14 protein-coding genes are annotated in these 16,967 nt (G+C 58.4%); 11 read left to right on the plus strand and 3 right to left on the minus strand.

The genetic code is table 11. From position 1 onward, the window contains the following. Both EPN96_07530 and EPN96_07535 read left to right on the plus strand, forming a co-directional pair. The coding region (locus tag EPN96_07530) for an IS1595 family transposase (protein TAL16854.1) at positions 1-101 on the plus strand (101 nt) is incomplete at its 5' end. A 249-nt stretch (positions 102-350) separates the two neighbouring features. Beyond that, complete coding sequence (locus EPN96_07535) at positions 351-809, plus strand: hypothetical protein (GenBank protein TAL16855.1); 459 nt, start codon at positions 351-353, stop codon at positions 807-809. Positions 810-898: 89 nt separating this feature from the next. Here EPN96_07535 and EPN96_07540 read toward each other — a convergent pair whose 3' ends face one another. Further along, positions 899-1,324: a DUF4079 family protein gene (locus EPN96_07540; protein ID TAL16856.1), complete on the minus strand. Its 426-nt coding sequence runs from the start codon at positions 1,322-1,324 to the stop codon at positions 899-901. Between the two features lie 337 nt (positions 1,325-1,661). On the opposite strand from EPN96_07540, the gene EPN96_07545 reads away from it, so the two are divergent. From EPN96_07545 to EPN96_07575, 7 genes are all read left to right on the plus strand, one after another. Then, positions 1,662-2,333: a transposase gene (locus EPN96_07545; GenBank protein TAL16857.1), complete on the plus strand. Its 672-nt coding sequence runs from the start codon at positions 1,662-1,664 to the stop codon at positions 2,331-2,333. A gap of 133 nt (positions 2,334-2,466) precedes the next feature. Next, a complete protein-coding gene (locus tag EPN96_07550; GenBank protein ID TAL16858.1) occupies positions 2,467-2,748 on the plus strand; it encodes a hypothetical protein in 282 nt (93 codons plus the stop codon). A gap of 81 nt (positions 2,749-2,829) precedes the next feature. Further along, positions 2,830-3,243, plus strand: coding sequence for a PaaI family thioesterase (locus EPN96_07555; protein ID TAL16859.1), 414 nt, complete (start codon positions 2,830-2,832; stop codon positions 3,241-3,243). Beyond that, positions 3,240-3,728, plus strand: coding sequence for a DUF805 domain-containing protein (locus EPN96_07560; GenBank protein TAL16860.1), 489 nt, complete (start codon positions 3,240-3,242; stop codon positions 3,726-3,728). The genes EPN96_07555 and EPN96_07560 overlap by 4 nt, the downstream gene beginning before the upstream one ends. Before the next feature lie 517 nt (positions 3,729-4,245). After that, positions 4,246-6,171 (plus strand): hypothetical protein, encoded by a 1,926-nt coding sequence (locus EPN96_07565; protein TAL16861.1) that lies wholly within the window; start codon positions 4,246-4,248, stop codon positions 6,169-6,171. 125 nt (positions 6,172-6,296) lie between these two features. Then, the gene (locus EPN96_07570) at positions 6,297-11,075 is read left to right on the plus strand and encodes a hypothetical protein (protein TAL16862.1); all 4,779 of its coding nucleotides are present in this window, start codon (positions 6,297-6,299) and stop codon (positions 11,073-11,075) included. 84 nt (positions 11,076-11,159) lie between these two features. Then, a complete protein-coding gene (locus EPN96_07575; protein TAL16863.1) occupies positions 11,160-11,720 on the plus strand; it encodes a hypothetical protein in 561 nt (186 codons plus the stop codon). Between the two features lie 279 nt (positions 11,721-11,999). Here the strand turns inward: EPN96_07575 and EPN96_07580 are convergent, their stop codons facing one another. Next, complete coding sequence (locus tag EPN96_07580) at positions 12,000-13,400, minus strand: sigma-54-dependent Fis family transcriptional regulator (GenBank protein TAL16864.1); 1,401 nt, start codon at positions 13,398-13,400, stop codon at positions 12,000-12,002. A gap of 392 nt (positions 13,401-13,792) precedes the next feature. On the opposite strand from EPN96_07580, the gene EPN96_07585 reads away from it, so the two are divergent. After that, on the plus strand, positions 13,793-14,278 hold the full coding sequence (locus EPN96_07585; GenBank protein ID TAL16865.1) for a PaaI family thioesterase: 486 nt from the start codon (positions 13,793-13,795) through the stop codon (positions 14,276-14,278). 76 nt (positions 14,279-14,354) lie between these two features. Here EPN96_07585 and EPN96_07590 read toward each other — a convergent pair whose 3' ends face one another. Continuing rightward, the gene (locus EPN96_07590; GenBank protein TAL16866.1) at positions 14,355-15,233 is read right to left on the minus strand and encodes a hypothetical protein; all 879 of its coding nucleotides are present in this window, start codon (positions 15,231-15,233) and stop codon (positions 14,355-14,357) included. Positions 15,234-15,930: 697 nt separating this feature from the next. Here EPN96_07590 and queA point away from each other — a divergent pair. Beyond that, positions 15,931-16,962 carry a tRNA preQ1(34) S-adenosylmethionine ribosyltransferase-isomerase QueA gene (gene queA, locus EPN96_07595; protein ID TAL16867.1) on the plus strand — a complete coding sequence of 344 codons (1,032 nt, stop codon included), beginning with the start codon at positions 15,931-15,933 and terminating at the stop codon, positions 16,960-16,962. Positions 16,963-16,967: the final 5 nt, after the last annotated feature.

The raw sequence follows: 16,967 nt of genomic DNA on the forward strand, positions 1-16,967 counted from the left end.
TTCACCTGTTTTTGAAGGAATGCGAATGGCGTTTCAATAACCCTGACCCAAAAGTTCAATTAGCTCAGGTAAAACAACTGGTTAGAGACTATTTAGGCTGATTATCTAGGACAGCCCCAAATATTTTTCTTCCCCCCTGCCTTGCTCACCTGCGTTTGGAGAGATAGATTTTAGGTGTGGGTATTGTCCCGCAACGCACGACGAGAGAAATATGACAGCAAGCGTTTTTTCTCGAACCCACGCCGCCACGAATCTTTCGCCAAGTCCCGCCCAAAACGTCACGACAGTGCTTTGCGCCGTCCTCAGGGACTCGGCGCGGGCGCTTTTTACGGTCACTCCAAGGAGCTCAAATGGATAAGAAGGTAGGAGTCTGGCTCGACCACGAAAAGGCTTTCCTCGTTGCTATCGACGGAAAAAAGGAGACCCGCACTATGTTTCCCTCGGACGTGGAGAACAAAACCAAGTCCCACGGGGGGTACAAGTACCCCGGCGTCGCGGGCGGCTTTGAAATCGTCTCGGAGCAGAAGATCGAGAGAAAGCGAAGGGAACACCTCAAGAGCTGGTACAGGGAGCTTATCGCCGAGCTCGGTAAGGCCGACAGGATATTCCTTCTCGGCCCCGGCAGCGCGAAGACGGAGTTTTTGCACGAGATAGAGAACAACAGGGATCTGGCCGACAAGGTCGTCGCCGTCGAGCCCGCCGAGGGGAAGATGACCGAAAACCAGATAGCCGCCGCGGTGAAGACTTTCTTCGGGAACAGCAAGGCGGGGGAGGCCGTCCCGCAGTACCGCAAGGCGCCCGGAACGTAATATTTACGGCTGCGAAACCCCGTATTCGGCGGCGCGACGCCCTGAATACGGGGTTTTCCGTTTCATTTCCCGATTGCTGTCCAAGAGAATTACCCCGCCCTCATGGCCAGCAGCAGTTCGAGCCCCGTGCGTATCTGAAAGACGCACATGCCGAGGGTGAGGGCGTTTAAACCGCCGTGAATCTTTGGCAGGTGCGGGTGTTTAACAAAATTGCGTTCGAGAATTCCCCCGGTGACTATGCCCGTAACAAGCAGCGGCGCGATGGCGACGCCCAGCGTGCCGTGGAGACCCGTGACGAGAACCTGGCCGTAAAGCCCGTAAACGTAGCCGAGCCCGATTATGATCCCCAAAAGCAGCCCGGCTGTGGAGATCTTTCCGGCGAGTATGTGGCGCTTGCGGTTGAAGGCGAAGGAGGAGCCGGGCTTTTGCGGGCGATGCCTGCCCATGCCGGTTATCCACCCGTAGATCATCACCAGCGTTAAAATTCCCTGAAAATATGGGTGAAAATAAAGCATCCGTTCAAGACCTCCCGCTTGAAATTCCAACCAGCCCAAATGATATCCATTGAACTTGGCAAATGACAGCGCGAAGTTGCCCCGCTTTTCACCGCGTGACGGAGGAGGGAGCGGGGGACCCGATTAAAACCCCATTTGATGAGGCAAATAGTCAAATAGTGGGGACCGGCCTTAAAAAAATAGCAATTGCCCTCAATTTGTGTTTTTCCTATTTCCGCTAGGTCAACGGAGGGATGTCAAGGGTTCACTATTTATATTTTAATATTTTCGCGTGATTTTTAAGGTTTTTTTTGAATTTTTTTCTTCACAATTTAGATTTTTGCGGCATATTTCTTACATGGTTAGAATAGCAAGAATAGTTGTACCCGGATTACCGCATTACGTCGCCCAGAGGGGTTACGAAGGCCAACAGGCGTTTTTTGGGCCTGAGGACTACGCCCTCTACCTTCGCCTCGCTTCCGAGGCACTCGACGAGAACAAGGTGAAAGCCTTGGCCTGGTCGCTTTTATTCAACCGCGTCAGCCTTCTCGTCGTTCCTTCGAGCGAGGAGGGGCTGGCAAGAGCTCTCGGTGAGGTTCACCGGCGTTACTCAAGGGAGGTCAACGCCCGTCTCGGGCGTGAAGGCCGCCTCTGGCACGCCCGGTTCAACTCCTTTACCATTGAGGAGCCCCTCATTGCCGAGACAGCCAAGTACGTAGAGCTACAGCCGGTGAGAACCGGGCTTGTGCTCACCCCGGCGGCGTATCCGTGGTCCTCGGCCACCGCGAGGCTGGCAAAGACCGCCGATCCTCTCGGCGCTCCTGCGACGCTCCCCGGAGTCCCGGACTGGTCGAGTTACATAACGGAACCCGTTTCAAAGGATTTCGCCAAGAAACTCGCCCAGCACGAGTCTACGGGACGCCCGATGGGGACCGAACCTTTCATCCTCGGACTCGAAGGCAAGCTCGGCAAGCGACTTCGCCCGAGAAAGAGGGGAAGAAAGCCAAAGATTCCGCGCATAGAGGACTAGTCCTCTATGCGCCCAGGTGGTAACATGCCCCTGGAAGGACTCAAAAGGTTCTTCCGGGGGCTTTTTATTTCCTGAAAACCCGCTTCCCTCGCGCCCCCCGCGCGTAGCGGAACAAACCGGAATTGAGGTCAAGATGAGAAAACTCCTGATACTTGTTTCCCTCGCGGTGCTTTTTGTCTCTCCGGCGCTGGCGCTCGATTCTTCCGCGATACGGGATATCGAACGGGCCGATTCCATGAAGGAACTCATCTCCGAGGCCGAGGATATCGCCAAGGACGCCACCTTCAAGACTCCCGCCGACGCCGAGGAGGCCAAACTCATAGCCATCGAGTTTCAGGCCTATATGTCCTACATAGCGGTGAGGCAAAACGCCCTTATGGCGCTGGAACTTGAAAAGCAAAAAGCCGCGAAGTAGATTTCATAAGTCCGCAGAAAACATTCTGAATACGGCTTCTTCGAGGGCGGTCGAACCGGCGGGCAAGGGGTATTGTGGAAGATGAAAGAAAACGAGATGTACCAAAATGCCCTCAATATCTTCTCTACCGTGGGGCTGGCGCGATTCTTGGGGATGGAGCTTGTCGCCGTCGCCGACGACGAGTGCGAGCTCTCGATGCCTGTTGACGAAAGGCACTCCAACTATATAGGCGGGCTCCACGGCGGCGCGGCGGCGGCCCTGCTCGATACCGCCGCTTTTTTCCCCGGCTCTCTTCTGCCCTCCGGCATAAAACTGGCGACGGAGGGCATAGAGGTCCACCTCTTCCGGCCTGTGCCGCTGGGCGAGAAGGTTTTCGCCCAGGCGAAGATACTGCGAAGCGGCAGAAGGATAGTCACCGTGGAGCTGACCCTGAGGATGTCCGGAGGTAAACAGGCCGCCCACGCGATAGCCACTCTGGTGGACATAGGCGAATGAGCCGCGTAAAGCGCCTTTCGTTTAGCGGTTGCCAAACCTTCCCTGTAACCTTAAAATCGTCCGGATTGAAAACTGACGTTTTTAAGCTATCGGGCAAAATTGAGGGTTTGATGTTCAACCGCACGGGCACGATAAAATTCATGAACTTTCAGGGAAGGATCAACCGTTTCCAGTTCCTGATAGCTTCTGTCGGCCTCTACGTCCTCATGGGGGCTTTCATCTACTTCGCGATGGAAACATGGGGGTTCTTCGAGAAGTTTTACCTCGTCTTTCTCTTTCGCGTGCTCGCGATTTTTCTCGTCTCCATCTTCTCCCTCTCCTTCCTTTCAATCATGGTGAGAAGGTTTCACGACATCGGAAAGCGGTGGTTCTTCACACCCCTGATAATCGTCCCGATCTACAACGTATACCTCTTCGTCATCCTCTATGTGAGGGAGGGGGAGGGGGAGTTGAACGAGTTTGGACCGCCGGTGGGAGCGGCCTGACGCGCGATGTCCGGCGCATCCTTTCCGTCCCCGGCGGCGTCATGTCCTCGCTCAAGGTCGCGCCGTAGCGCTGCTACCGCCTCGCCCTTTCGCTGCGGGATTCCTTGCCGGGAGCGGAAAGCCGCGCCGCCCATTTTATTGCGTCATTCCCGCGCACGCGGGAATCCAGAGGTTCCGGACTTCCCGCCTTCGCGGGAGTGACGGGTTGCTGGATCCCCTCTCGTTTCGGGATTCCTCGCCTACCCCTCCACCCCCTGGAGATATCGTCTTGCCCCCAAGGTGCACGGCCTTTGGACGGCGTCAAAAAATCCTCTTGACGCATAGGGAAAAGTTTCTCAAGGGAAGTCCGTCTTTTTAGCTTCAGGTAATTTCATAATCTGCCGATGCTCTAATTTTGGACAAAGAACTTGCTTTGGGAGCATAATTACGCCTGTATTCCAGGAGCACGGATTCTTTTGTGAAGCGGCGAAAGGTTTTTCGCCGGGGCAATGGTCAGCCGACCTGCGGGCGGAGCAAAATGAACAGATTCATAGCGATTAAGGCCTTTATCGCCGTTTTCCTGCTTTCCACAGTTCTATGCACGGTTTCCCCGGCGCGTGAGCCATCCACCTTCGAGAGGATAAACTCCGCTCAGGCGAGGGGAGAGGTCACGAGGGGCAGGGCCGAGCTTGAAAAACTGCGGGATATGTTCGCTCCCGAAAGGGTTTCGCCCTTCTTTCGCAGCCTCGGCGAGAGAAAAAGAAGTCTCTGTGCGACGATGGCCCTCCGGGGGGCGATAGATGCCCTGCCGCTCATGGACCCCGCCGAACAGGAGGAGGCGCGCTCGTATCTCCTTCCCCGCACCGCCGCAGCCCTCCCTTCACTCCCCAACGCCTACAACACCCTGCACTTTTCCATCCAGTGGGGCGACGACTTTCCCCTTACCGACATAGACGGCACGGTGCCCGCGCCGGACGCGAACGAAAACGGCGACCCGGACGTGATAGAGCGCTGGGCCAACTACCTCGAATACTCTTACACCACCCTCAGCGAGAATTACGGCTTCCCGGTGAACGTCCTTTCCGGAAGGGTGAAGGTGGTAATCGCAAACACCTCCGACCTCTCGGTTTACCGCCTTTCGGCCGGTTTTTTCGGGCTGGCTACGGACGCCTCGCCCCAGCCGTGGCTGATGGTCAACAACACCTTCAACTGGCCGGGTTTCACCATCGAGAACGACGACCCGGATAATCCCTACTGGGGAGCGATGAAGGTTACGGGCGTCCACGAATTCTTCCACGTCCTCCAGATGCTCTACACCCCCTCCGCCTGGATTGGCACCTACGACGACTGGTTCCTGGAGGCCTCCTCGGTCTGGAGCGAGGACAAGGTCTTCGACGAGGTTAACGACTATTACAGCTTCTGGAATAACAGCTCCGACCAGTGGATAAAAAATCCCGAGTCGGGCCTCCAGATAAGCCGCCCCTACGGCGACGGCGTCTACGAGCGCGGCATTTTCTGCTTCTACCTCGACGAGCACACCGGCGGGCCGGATTCGATGGCCCGCGTCTGGGAGCTGATAAAGAGCGGAAAGCGGATTCTCTATTCCAATTCCTCAAACAACGCGGTCACTAACGGCGCGCTGGAACTGTTCGCCCTCGAAAAGGCGCTTGACGGCGTGGACGAGCTTTACCTCGGCTTCGCCTCGGCGAATTCCATAATGGATTACGAGGAGGGCGCTTTCTATCCAAGGCCGAACCTTCGCTCGACTTCGAGCATCGAAGTGGTCGCTAGTACTCTGTCACCGGACTATCTCGGGGCGTCCTACCGCAGGGAGAACGGGACCAACGGACCCGTGAGGGCCACAGTCACAGGCGCTCCCGCCGACAACTGGGGGATAACGGGGGTAATCCAGAGGGGGTCGCCCGCCTACGCGCTCTGCCTCGCCTCAAAGGGAACCGCCGGCTTCGCCTCCTTCCAGTTCGACGAGGCCCAGTCCTCCGACCTTCTCTTCGCCGCTCCCGCCTACCTTAAACCGGCGGGGGTTTCCCAATCTTTCAGCGTCGAAAAGCCCACGCCCAGCCCGGTACAGGGCACCGTCCCACCCGCTCTCACCTCGGCGGATGTCTCTTCCTCGCCGGTCACCGGGGGGATAAACGTTTCATGGACCCCCCTCGCCTACGGCGGAACGGTAATGCGATACAAGCCCGTGACCTCCGGGCAGTGGCAGACGAAGACCGTCGTCGCCCCCCTCGGAGAAACTACAATCTCGGGGCTCGCGGGGGAGACAAACCACAACGTCGAGATTTGGCTCTATGACGCCAGAGGCGTCGAGGGAGGCCATTTCTCCTTTACCGCCCTTTCCGGCCCCGCCCTGCCTCCGGTGCCGCAGGCCGAAAAGATAATCGTCCCTCCCGCCACCGGCGGCGGAGGCGGAGGCGGATGCTTCATCGAAGTTATCTTCTGAGCGGATGGAGTTGAATTTAAAATACTTTGTACTAGAATATAAAAGTCACCTTTCTCACTGTTTTTTTAAGGCGGGAGTCCTTTTGGTTTCCGCCCCGGATTAACCCCAAGGAGAAGGAGTACGCTATGTTAAGGGCACTGAAGTTCACTCTTTTGATGGCCATTTTTCTCGTCCTGGCCGTCGCCTGCGGCGGCGGAGGAGGAGGAGACAACGGGGGGGGGACTGAAAATCAGGCTCCCAGCGCAAGCGCAGGTCTCGACCAGACCGTTCTGGAAGGGGCGACGGTAACGCTTAACGGCTCCTCCTCGACCGATTCCGACGGCACCATCGCCGCCTACTCCTGGTCGCAGACCACCGGGCCTTCCGTGACCCTCTCCAGCGAGTCCGCGGTTCAGCCGACTTTCACGGCTCCCGCCGTTGACGCCGCCACGGTCCTGACCTTCACCCTCACGGTTACGGACGACGACGGCGCGACCGATACGGATACCGTAATCGTCACGGTAAACGACATCGGCTCCGGGGAAAATCTGACCCCCACCGCCAGCGCGGGCCCGGACCAGACGGTCGATGAAGGTGCCGCCGTCACCCTTAACGGAAGCGGTTCCTCCGACCCCGACGGCACCATAGCCGCCTGGTCCTGGGCGCAGCTGGCAGGGCCTTCGGTGACCCTCTCCGACGCCGGAGCGGCATCGTCCACCTTCACGGCTCCCCTGGTAGACACCGCGACGGTGCTCACCTTCGAGCTCACCGTGACCGACAACGAAAGCGCGACGGCTTCCGACACCGTCACGATAACGGTCAACAACGTCGCGCCCGTCGTCCCCAGCACCACCATCAACGGCGTCCTTCGCGACCGTGACGGAGCCCCCATCGCGGGCGCTACCGTCGTCCTCCAGGAGCAGGGCGCTTTCTCGGCCGGCGCTCCCCTGCCCAGGGCAAACAGCAAATACTCCCGCACCGCCCTTATAAACGCCGCCCGCGCTAAAGCCCTCAGCTCCACGGCCCGCATGGCGGCGCTCACCTCCATAGCCTTCACCGTGACCGACGAAAACGGCTTCTACACCTTCGCCGACGTAGCCATACCCGAAAGCGGCAAGCTCCTCATCTCCTTCGACAAGAGCGGCTACGCCAGCTATCAGGAACTCCTGACGCTCACCGCCGACGCCATGATCACCGTTCAGGCCATGATGGCCCAGGCCTACGTCGCCCCGGTTCAGGACGCTTCCGCCGTGATTACCGTTACGGCGGATTCCACCTCCACCGGCGTTGACAACGCGGGCATGAACCTCACCGTTCCCGCCGGTTCGCTCCTCGATTCCAGCGGAGCGCCCGTCACCGGAGACGTACAGGTCGAAGTGGCCGTCGCCGACCCGGCCAACGAGGCCGACCGCGCCATCTTCCCCGGCTCCTTCGCCGCCGCCGACGCGGGGCAGGACCTTAACAACCCGGCAACCACCCTTGAATCCGTGGCCTTCGCCGAGATAACGATCCGCGACGTGGCCACCGGCGAGGAATACACCACAATCGACCCGGCGAACCCGGCAACGGTGGAGTTTCTCCTTCCCGTGGGCATACAGGACGGAACCATCCTCAATCCCAACACCGGCGTTGCCTACGTGGCCGGCGACAAGATTCCGTGGTGGTCCTACAACGAAGACATGGGCGTCTGGGAGCGCGAGGACGCGAACCCGAACGACCTCATCACCGACCCGGCCGACCCCGCCTACGACGCTGACGTCGTCGCGAGGGCCGACGGCCTTTACGTGCAGGCGAACGTCGTCCACTTCACCTGGTGGAATGGCGATCACCCCATCGACCGCTCCTACCTCAACGTGCACGTCAACGACGACTCGGGCAATCCCCTGCCGAACGTGCTGGTAAAGGTTAACGGCGTCACTTACAATTCAAGAGCCCGCTCGGGCGTCACCAACGCAAGCGGAGACGTTAACGGCCTCATCGTCAAGGGCTCCGTCGTCGCCAGCGTCACCGAACAGTGCCAGGTGACTCTGGTCTTCAACGGAATAGAGTATCCGCAAAGCGTAATGGACACTCCCCCCCAGGAGCAGACCGTCAGCGTTACCTACGTCATCGGCATTCCCGGAACGATTCAGGGAACCGTGACCGACGCCGGCGGAAATCCCCTTTCCGGCGTCCTCGTGTACACCGACCTCATGGGCAGCCTGAGGACAGACGCCTTGGGCCAGTACTCGATAAAGGTTCCCTACGATAGACTGGTGAACGTACACGTCAACGGCGCGGTCGTCGAAGACCGGTCGGGAACCGCCACCGTAGCGACCCCGGTAGTCACCCTCGACTTCACCTTCCCCGCCATCGACCTTACCTCCATACTGGCGAAGCTCGAAGGCGACGAGACTACTCCCGGCGACCCGATCGGCGCTTACAAAGACCTCAAACAGCTTGCCGACAGCGGGCAGCTTGACAACAACGGGCGCGCTCTCTGGGCGGTCCTCTCCTTCTTTGAACTAGCCGAACAGGCCAAGACCTCCGGGACCTCCCTCAACACTCTCATTGAATCCGTGGGACTTAAGGCTTACGACGACCCGGTAACCGGAGAATTCCGTATCGTTTCCGTCACCGAGGCATGCCTCGAATGGGATTACAGCGCTCCCGGCCCGGTCTGCTCGGTCGCCAACCCCTTCTACAACCCCGACTTCACGATGACCGCGATCCCCGATTATCAGAATCTGGCGCAGCTTATTCAGGCCAAGATCGACTACTCAAGGGCGATCCTCGCGCAGATAAACGGGCCGGTTACCCTCGTCGTAGACGGCATGGAGGTCGACGACAGCGACATAATCGGTCTCAACGCGGTCCTGGACCTCGCTGACGGCCTCCTCGAATACATCCAGGGCTATCAGTTCACGCTGAATACCTACGCCGAAAACGGCGACCAGCAGTTCAGCCCCCTGAACCTCCAGGACCTCCTCCAGAGGCCCGACGTGGCTACCCGTTTCGCGAACTCCAAGGCCCTTCTCAATCAGGTGTTCGACGGCGTAGTGGCTTACCTCGACGCGATGGAGCTCGAGACGGATATTCAGTCCGACGACATAATCTACATCGACGCCGAGATGGCTGTGCAGCTCCCGAAACTGCTCGAAATGCTTGACGGCTTCAAGGCCTCCGTCAACTCCACCACGGGCTGGGTCAACGTGCCCATCTACGAATGGGACAACAAGCGCATCACCTCCGCGGTAATGGGCAACGACGGAACCTTCACCATCGACGAGACCGCCGACCTGTTCAAGGGCTATCTGAAGCTCGACCTCTCGACGATCTTCGACCCGGCCAGGATGTTCGACGGCAGCAAGCTCGCCGCCGACATAACCTCCGGCGCTTTCACCGTAACGCCTGTAGACGATTTCTACGGCCCCCGGAACCCGGATTACTTCGCGATAACCTTCGCGCCCGAGAGCCACGCGGGGACGCTCATTACGTCGGTCTTCGGCGACGCCGAGTTTGCTCTCAGGGACAGCAGATACGCCACCGACGGAATCGGCGGCTTCGCTATCGAACCCGATACCAGGATTCTCCTGCCCTTCACGGCGACGGCAGGAGGAGCCCCGGAGTTCACTTACTACTTCGACTCTTTCCTTAACACCTGGGTGAAGGAAGAGCTCGGCCTCTCCGAGGAGAAGTTCGACAACCTCGGCGTAAGCCTGGGCTTCCCCTTCGACACCGGCACGGACGTTTCCTGGACCGAAACCAACGTCCCCGCCAGGGTTGATATGTGGGGAGACAGCTGGAGCCAAAGCGATACCCGCCCGATGGGGCTCGCCTTCACCTTCTCCTACCTCTATAGCGGAACCCTCTGGAATTCGCCGCTGACGGTTGGCGCGACCTGGACCAACGACAACATGTGGGTGCAGGGCTATCAGGGTTACACCGCCACCTCGACGGTTACCGCCATTGAAAGCGTGACCGTTCCTCTCAACACTTACGCCAACGCCATCAAGACCGTAACGGTGATCTCCGGCGCCGGCACCTCCTGGGAAGGCGCCCCCGCCCCCGCGGGAGTAAACAACTTCATAAACGGCACCCGCACGACATGGCACGCGCCGAACATGGGCATAGTCAAGATGGTTTACGACCATGCCGACGGAAAGCAGACCGTGGCCGAACTTACCTCGCAGACCGACGGAACCGGCGCTCTTATCGCCAACTACGTCTACTTCAGGGCGAAGGAGGGCGGCTACCGAACCTACACGCTCACCAACCCCTACGACGCTCCCGCCACGGTCTCTACGGAAACCTGCACGGTGCAGGCCAACGATCCGCTCCAGCCCCTGTACAGAAACTGGTGGACGGCGATGCCCGAATCCATCGCCACGGGCTATAACGTGGTCTGCACGATAGACCCCGGCCCCGCGCCCACCACCTGGTATCTGGACTCCGACGGCGACGGCTTCGGCAGCCTCTTCGCAACCCCCGTGTTCGCCGTAGACCAGCCCGCCGGCTACGTAGCCAACCCCTTCGACTGCGACGACAGCGTCGCGGCGATAAACCCCGACGCGACGGAGATACTGGGCGATTTCGTCGACAACAACTGCAACTTCCAGACCGACGAAGACGGAACCCTCTTTACCTGGTACTTTGACGGCGACGGCGACGGCTGGGGAGACCCCTTTAACTTCACCTTCTCCGATGTCCAGCCCGGAGGATACGTCAGCCAGCCTGGCGACTGCAGCAACTGGGACCCGAGCGTCAATCCCGGCGCAACGGAGATAAAGGACTGGCTGGACAACGACTGCGACCAGCAGGTAGACGAAGGCTTCTCCCAGTCGCAGGGCTTCTTCAACTTCAACCTCTACCGGGCCGACGAAGACAACGGCCCCTTTGGCGGCGGAGGAGGCACCCAGCCGATGGGGCCCCGTCTCTTCAAATAACCGCCTCGAAGCGCAACAACCGTAACTGAAACACGCGGGACGGCTCCGAAAAGGGCCGTCCCGCCCTTTCTTTGGCGAGGCAGCTTGAAAAAGGGAATTAAAACGGCGCTAATCGCCGCTCTGGCGGTAATTGCGGTGCTTTCGGTCTTGTTCGCTCTTCGCCCGGAAAGGAAGGAAGCCGCAGGGGCGGGGAAAGAGGGGTTCCACGGAGTAAGGGGAGCCTTTAAGGAGTTCTCCTTCGAGGAGTATTCCGCCGACGGCAAGAGCGGCTACGTGGTAAAGGCGAAGGAATCCTTCGTGCGCGATCAGAAATTCATGAAAGTTCTGCGCCTGGGGGCCAAGCGCGAAAACGTCCTCCAGGACGCGGAGGTGACCATACTCAAGGACGGCGCTCCGGCAGCCGTTGCCGCCGCCCCCAAGGGGGTCTACTACCCCGTTACTGGGGCCGTGCGGCTGGAAGACGGAGTGACGATAAAGACGGGAGATATGGCCGTCGCCTCCTCCGTCGCCTTTTTCAAGAGGGAAGGGACTATGGAGCTTCCCGGCGAGTACAGCGTCACCGGGAAGGACGGGAGTTTGTCGAAAGGGAAGGTCTTCCGGGGCACGCCGGAGGAATTTTTAAAGCTGCAGGCGAAAGCAAACTGAAATTGTTCAAACCGCAGGTCGCTTTGAGCGCAGCGAAAGGCGACAAATCCAAAAAACAAATACAACAGTTAATGTATTTCTCGGCTTTCGTTCCCCAAGCCGACCTGCCCGGATTTCCGTTCCCGGCAAGGAATCCCGGAGCGAAAGGGCGCGAAGTCCGGCAAACTATTTCGGCGAAGGGCAAGGAGCCCGCAGGACGCGCGACGAGACAGTATCGGGAATACGGCGAGGAGCGCGACCGAGTAGCGACGCAGCCATTCGCCGAAAGAGGAAGCCGGGTCAGACGTCGTGGCGTGAAACCCCGTGCTCCTTCAAAAGTCCATAAAGCCGTGCCCTGCCAAGCCCGGAGAGGCTCGACGCCAGTTCCATATCCCCCTTTGTCCTTCGCATAAGCTCGATAATGTACTCCCTCTCCACGCTGCGCAGGGCGTTCTTGCGATAGCTGTTAAAGGGGAGAATATCCCTTTTTACCTCCTCTTCACCGGCTGATGGCAAAGCAGTAGCGTCCTCGTGCGCGAAGTGGCGCGCCCGCACCCTCTCGGGCAGGTGAATCGCGAAGAGCTTGCTGAACCCTTCCGCCCTCGAAAGCGACGCCTCCACCGTCTGCATAAGCTCCCGCACGTTTCCCGGCCATTCGTAAGCGGTCAGTTCCTCGCAAAAATCGGGCGAAAAAGCCTTCTTCGAGCACTTGTTGGCATAGCAGACCTTGTGGAGGTGGTAATCCGCCAGCGGCACTATGTCCTCGGTTCTTTCCCGCAGGGGCGGCAGGTGGATCGAGATCGACCTGATGCGGTGCAGAAGATCGAGCCGGAAAGTCCCTTTTTCGACCAGCTTGTCGAGGTCGCGGTTGGTCGCGGCTATTATGCGGAAATCGCAGGTTCTTTCCCCCACGTCCCCGACCGGACGGAAGGTTTTTTCCTGAATCACCCTTAAAAAGCGCTTCTGGATATCCTCGCCCATCTCGCCGACTTCGTCCAGAAAGAGGGTTCCGCCGTGGGCGAGCTGGATGAGCCCCTCGTGGTCCGACTCCGCCCCGGTAAAAGCCCCCTTGATGTGGCCGAAGAGTATGGATTCGGCCAGCTGCGAGGGTATCGCAGTACAGTCCACCACGATAAATCCCTTGTCCCTGCGGGCCGAGCTGTTGTGGATGGCCCTGGCGATAAGCTCTTTTCCAGTGCCGGTCTCTCCCGTGAGAAGCACCGGGGCGTCCGACTGCGCGGCATGGGCCGCCTCGACCAGACAGCGCTTTATCTTCGGTGAATTACCCACGATGCCCGCGGTGCGCAGTGCGCTCTGGGCGGTTGCGGTCTTCTTTTCGGAGCGGAAGGTCATCGCCCGGTCCACGGCGAGCATGATGCGGCTGAGGGGGTCGGATTTGCTTATGTAATCCCACACGCCGAGAAGGAGAGCCTGCTTGGCCGCGTCGTCGTCGGGATTTCCTGTAATTACGATAATCTGGGGAGAGTCGGGGGCCTCCTCGACCGAGGTTATCGCGTCGAGCCCGTAGCCGTCGGGAAGATGAACGTCGAGGAGAAGTACGTCCGGGACAAGCTCCCTCAGCCCTTCCTTGAGTCCGGCCAGTTTGTGGATGACAGTCGCGTCGTGTCCTTTTTTTGTGAGAGCGCGGGCAAGGAAGCCGGAAAAACTCGGGTCGTCGTCCAGAATCAGAACTTTCGCCATAGAAATTCCTTGTCGGTTTGTTGACTTTGGGGCTTACGGACACGCCTTCGATTTTACCTGAATCGACCTCTATTTCAAACAAGGTTCTGTTCCAATTTTGAATCACTACACGGTTTTGAAACCGTTTTAGATTTCTTTCATTTCAGGCTGATGGTTTTGATATAGTGAAAAACAGACCGGAAATTGACAACGCAGGACAAGACGGATACGAAATGTCAACTTTAATGGCTTTGATAGTTTCCGCGGTATTGCCCCTCGCAATAAACAAGATGCTTCCCGAATCGACGCCCTTCTGGGTGACTGCGTTATTGGGGCTGATCGTTTCGGTTTTTGCTTTCTATCATACGCGAAAGTTTTTCAACGATTTGAAGCCCTGACCTTTGGAGCGAAGAATGGAACGGCGGCTGCCAAACAGCGACTGGTGCTACGTCTGCGGAGAAAACAACCCTCTCGGGCATCACGTAGTCTTCACGACCGACGGCGAAAGGGTGCGGACGCGCTACAAGCCGGAGGTTCATCGGCAGGGGTATCCGGGCGTAGTCCACGGCGGCGTACTTTGCACCATCCTCGACGAGACGATGGGCTGGTCCGCCTCGCTGAAAAGCGACAGGCTTTACGTCACCGGCGAGCTTACGGTGCGTTTCCTTCGGCCGATGCCCGCCGGAACGGCGATGATAATCGAAGGCCATGCCGGGAGCGTGACAAAGAGGCTGGCCCACGTCACCGGCGAAGTGAGGGATGAAAACGGCGTCGTCTACGCCACCGCCGCGGGCAAATACCTGCCGCTGAGCGCCGAGAAGACCAAAGAGGTGGACGACAGGCTCAACTACCGCCCCGATACGGTGTCGCTGTTCGGAAGGGAAAAGCAGGAGGAATGACTTTCTCAAAAGTCATTCCTCCTCCCGTTTAGTGCGGTGCTTATAGCTGATGCGCTTTTATTGACTCCCCGAACCTTTATTTAGCTAAAAGATTCGCGAAGGCGTTGCTCGATATGGAGTAGAGGATCGAGAAGCGGGCCTCGGACGGCTTTCCATATATTGTGGATGAGTCGATCGTCCCCCTGAATACAAAACAGGTGTTTCTCGTGCCGACTCCGGGTATCTGGACCTGGGCGTTGGCAACCGCGCGGTTTTCAAGGTCTTTGTCCTCGCCTCCGGCCGAGTCCCTCCAGAAGCGGTCTCGGGAGTAAAGAAGTTCGAGATAACCGTTGCAATCCGAGGGCTCATTGGCGAAGTTCTCTTCCAGGAACGCGAATATATTCCACCTTAGGCCCAGGAATGCCTTTGCCCTTGCGTCCACGAACTGGATTTCTTCGCTTTCGCCGTTGGGAACTGTCCGCACCCCTCCGCCGAAAACGATGGAGAATGCGGGATTGTTCCAGCTTTCGCCCAGAGGGTGATACAGAAAGGCGTATCTGCCTTCCACAGTGGATCCGCCAGACTTAAACGGGTTGTCCGTTCCCTCAGTGTCGCCTTCTTCGGCCACCTTGCCCATATAGGCCAGTCTGAAATCCAGCCCGCCGCTCAACCTGGAGTAGTGCCTTGTCATGGTGGACACCGCCACCTCGGGTTTCAGAACATAGCTTCCGTCCGCGTTAAGGGAATAAGAACCCCCAAGATCGAATCTGATTCTGCTCTTCGGCAGCACCGTGAGGATATTTCTTCCTATTACTGCGGGGGTTGCCTGAAGAGGCTTGCACTCGTAGTTGATCTCCGCCTGCCCGCCTGTCTGGAGCAAATTCATGCCTGTAAGGACAAGGTGGAAAGCAGTCTCTTTGTTGGCCGGGATAGAAACGTATTCGCTGCCGCTAAACTGTGTGGTACCGTCTTTCACCCTTCTGGTTATCTGGTCGGGCCAAATGCGCCACTCAGGCGGGATCTGAATTCCAGCCGGAGGTTGCGACGGAGCCGGGGACTCGGTTCCAGGCGGGGGTTGAGCCGGAGGTTGCGACGGAGTTGGAGGCTCGGTTCCAGGCGGGGGTTGAGCCGGAGGTTGCGACGGAGCCGGGGGCTCGGTTCCAGGTGGGGATTGAGTCCCGGCTTGTTGGGTCTCGGCTTGGGGTGTTTCCGCCGCCGGGGCGGTCAGGAAAATCTTGTAATCTCCCGCATTTTTGGCCTTTACTACGAGTTGGGGGGCATCTGACGCAAGCCACCTTACCCTGAACGACGGCGCTTCGTAGTCATCCGCATAAGAGGCAAGCGGCATCAGGAAGGCGGCGAGCAGCACCGCAAACAACGGATTCCGGATAAAAGAACGTTCTTTCGGCCTCGTTTCCATCTTGTCGTCTCCCCGTTTTAAATTTTTATAAGGGTATATTTAAAAAAATATTTTAAATGCGTAAAAATACCATTTGCATCGCGTATTTTTTAGTCAGCTAATTATAGAATTCCAGCAACAGTTTCGCAAAATAAATTTTAACGCTCGTCCCTTTTAATTTTGATCCCTTTACCGTTGACTCCCTCCGCTATGGTGGTTAGCTTCAAGGCTGCAAAGGCGGGAAATCAGCTTTGAGGGATTTGGCGGAATTTTGATGAAACTGACCGATTTTACCTACGACCTCCCCGAGGAGCTTATCGCGCAGGAGCCCGCGCACCCCCGCGATTCCAGCAGGCTTCTCGTCCTCGACCGCGCCACGTCTTCTCTCACCGATTCCGTCTTTTCTTCTCTTCCTTCCTTCCTTTGCGAAGGCGATCTTCTCGTAGTGAACGATACCCGCGTAATTCCGGCGCGTCTCTGGGGGCGAAAGCCCTCCGGCGGAAGGGTGGAGGCGCTGCTACTCAAGCGCCTCTCGGAAAGGTCGTGGGAAACGCTCCTTCGCGCCTCCAAGCGCTTCGGGGTGGGTTCCGAGGTTATTCTTTCGGGTGATTCCTCCCTAAGGGTCGTCTCCGTCCTCGGCGAGGGGCGCTACGTGGTGGAGCTTTCGTCGGAAGACTCCCCGGAGGAGGCGATCGAACGGCTGGGCGAGATGCCCCTGCCGCCCTACATCCGCCGCTCTTCCCCCCGAGCGGAGGACAAGAGGTGGTACCAGACCCTCTTTTCCTCGCCGGAGAAGGCCGGCAGCTCCGCCGCGCCGACGGCGGGACTCCATTTCACCGAAGAGGTGAGGGAGACGCTGCGGGCGAAGGGAATCACCTTCGCGCATGTCACCCTTCACGTCGGCCTCGGGACCTTTTTGCCGGTGCGGGCGGAGAATCTCTCCGACCATAAAATGCACTCAGAGGTCTTTGAACTGACCGAAGAGAGCGCCGCGCAGATCAACCGGGCGAAAGAGGGGGGGAGGCGCGTCGTCGCGGTTGGAACCACCTCGGCGCGCGTCCTGGAGCACTGCGGGAGGAGCGGGCGCGTTATTCCCTCGACGGGGGAGACGAACCTCTTTATCCTTCCCGGCCACGAGTTTAAAATCGTGGACGCGCTGCTGACCAACTTTCACCTGCCGGAATCGACCCTTCTGATGCTGGTGTGCGCTTTCGGAGGCAGGGATTTTGTTCTGGACGCTTACCGCCACGCCGTCAGGGAAAGCTATCGTTTTTATTCCTACGGCGACTCAATGCTTATTAAGTAACCGGA

The organism is bacterium (assembly GCA_004322275.1).
In the GTDB taxonomy this organism is placed as follows: domain Bacteria; phylum Desulfobacterota; class Deferrisomatia; order Deferrisomatales; family BM512; genus SCTA01.

What these genes read in the sequence shown, in the direction of transcription:
- EPN96_07565 (TAL16861.1), top strand. Translation starts at nt 4,246, where the DNA reads ATGAACAGATTCATAGCGATTAAGGCCTTTATCGCCGTTTTCCTGCTT.
- EPN96_07540 (TAL16856.1), bottom strand. Translation starts at nt 1,324, where the DNA reads ATGCTTTATTTTCACCCATATTTTCAGGGAATTTTAACGCTGGTGATG.
- queA (TAL16867.1), top strand. Translation starts at nt 15,931, where the DNA reads ATGAAACTGACCGATTTTACCTACGACCTCCCCGAGGAGCTTATCGCG.
- EPN96_07580 (TAL16864.1), bottom strand. Translation starts at nt 13,400, where the DNA reads ATGGCGAAAGTTCTGATTCTGGACGACGACCCGAGTTTTTCCGGCTTC.
- EPN96_07570 (TAL16862.1), top strand. Translation starts at nt 6,297, where the DNA reads ATGTTAAGGGCACTGAAGTTCACTCTTTTGATGGCCATTTTTCTCGTC.
- EPN96_07555 (TAL16859.1), top strand. Translation starts at nt 2,830, where the DNA reads ATGAAAGAAAACGAGATGTACCAAAATGCCCTCAATATCTTCTCTACC.
- EPN96_07560 (TAL16860.1), top strand. Translation starts at nt 3,240, where the DNA reads ATGAGCCGCGTAAAGCGCCTTTCGTTTAGCGGTTGCCAAACCTTCCCT.
- EPN96_07585 (TAL16865.1), top strand. Translation starts at nt 13,793, where the DNA reads ATGGAACGGCGGCTGCCAAACAGCGACTGGTGCTACGTCTGCGGAGAA.
- EPN96_07535 (TAL16855.1), top strand. Translation starts at nt 351, where the DNA reads ATGGATAAGAAGGTAGGAGTCTGGCTCGACCACGAAAAGGCTTTCCTC.
- EPN96_07550 (TAL16858.1), top strand. Translation starts at nt 2,467, where the DNA reads ATGAGAAAACTCCTGATACTTGTTTCCCTCGCGGTGCTTTTTGTCTCT.
- EPN96_07545 (TAL16857.1), top strand. Translation starts at nt 1,662, where the DNA reads ATGGTTAGAATAGCAAGAATAGTTGTACCCGGATTACCGCATTACGTC.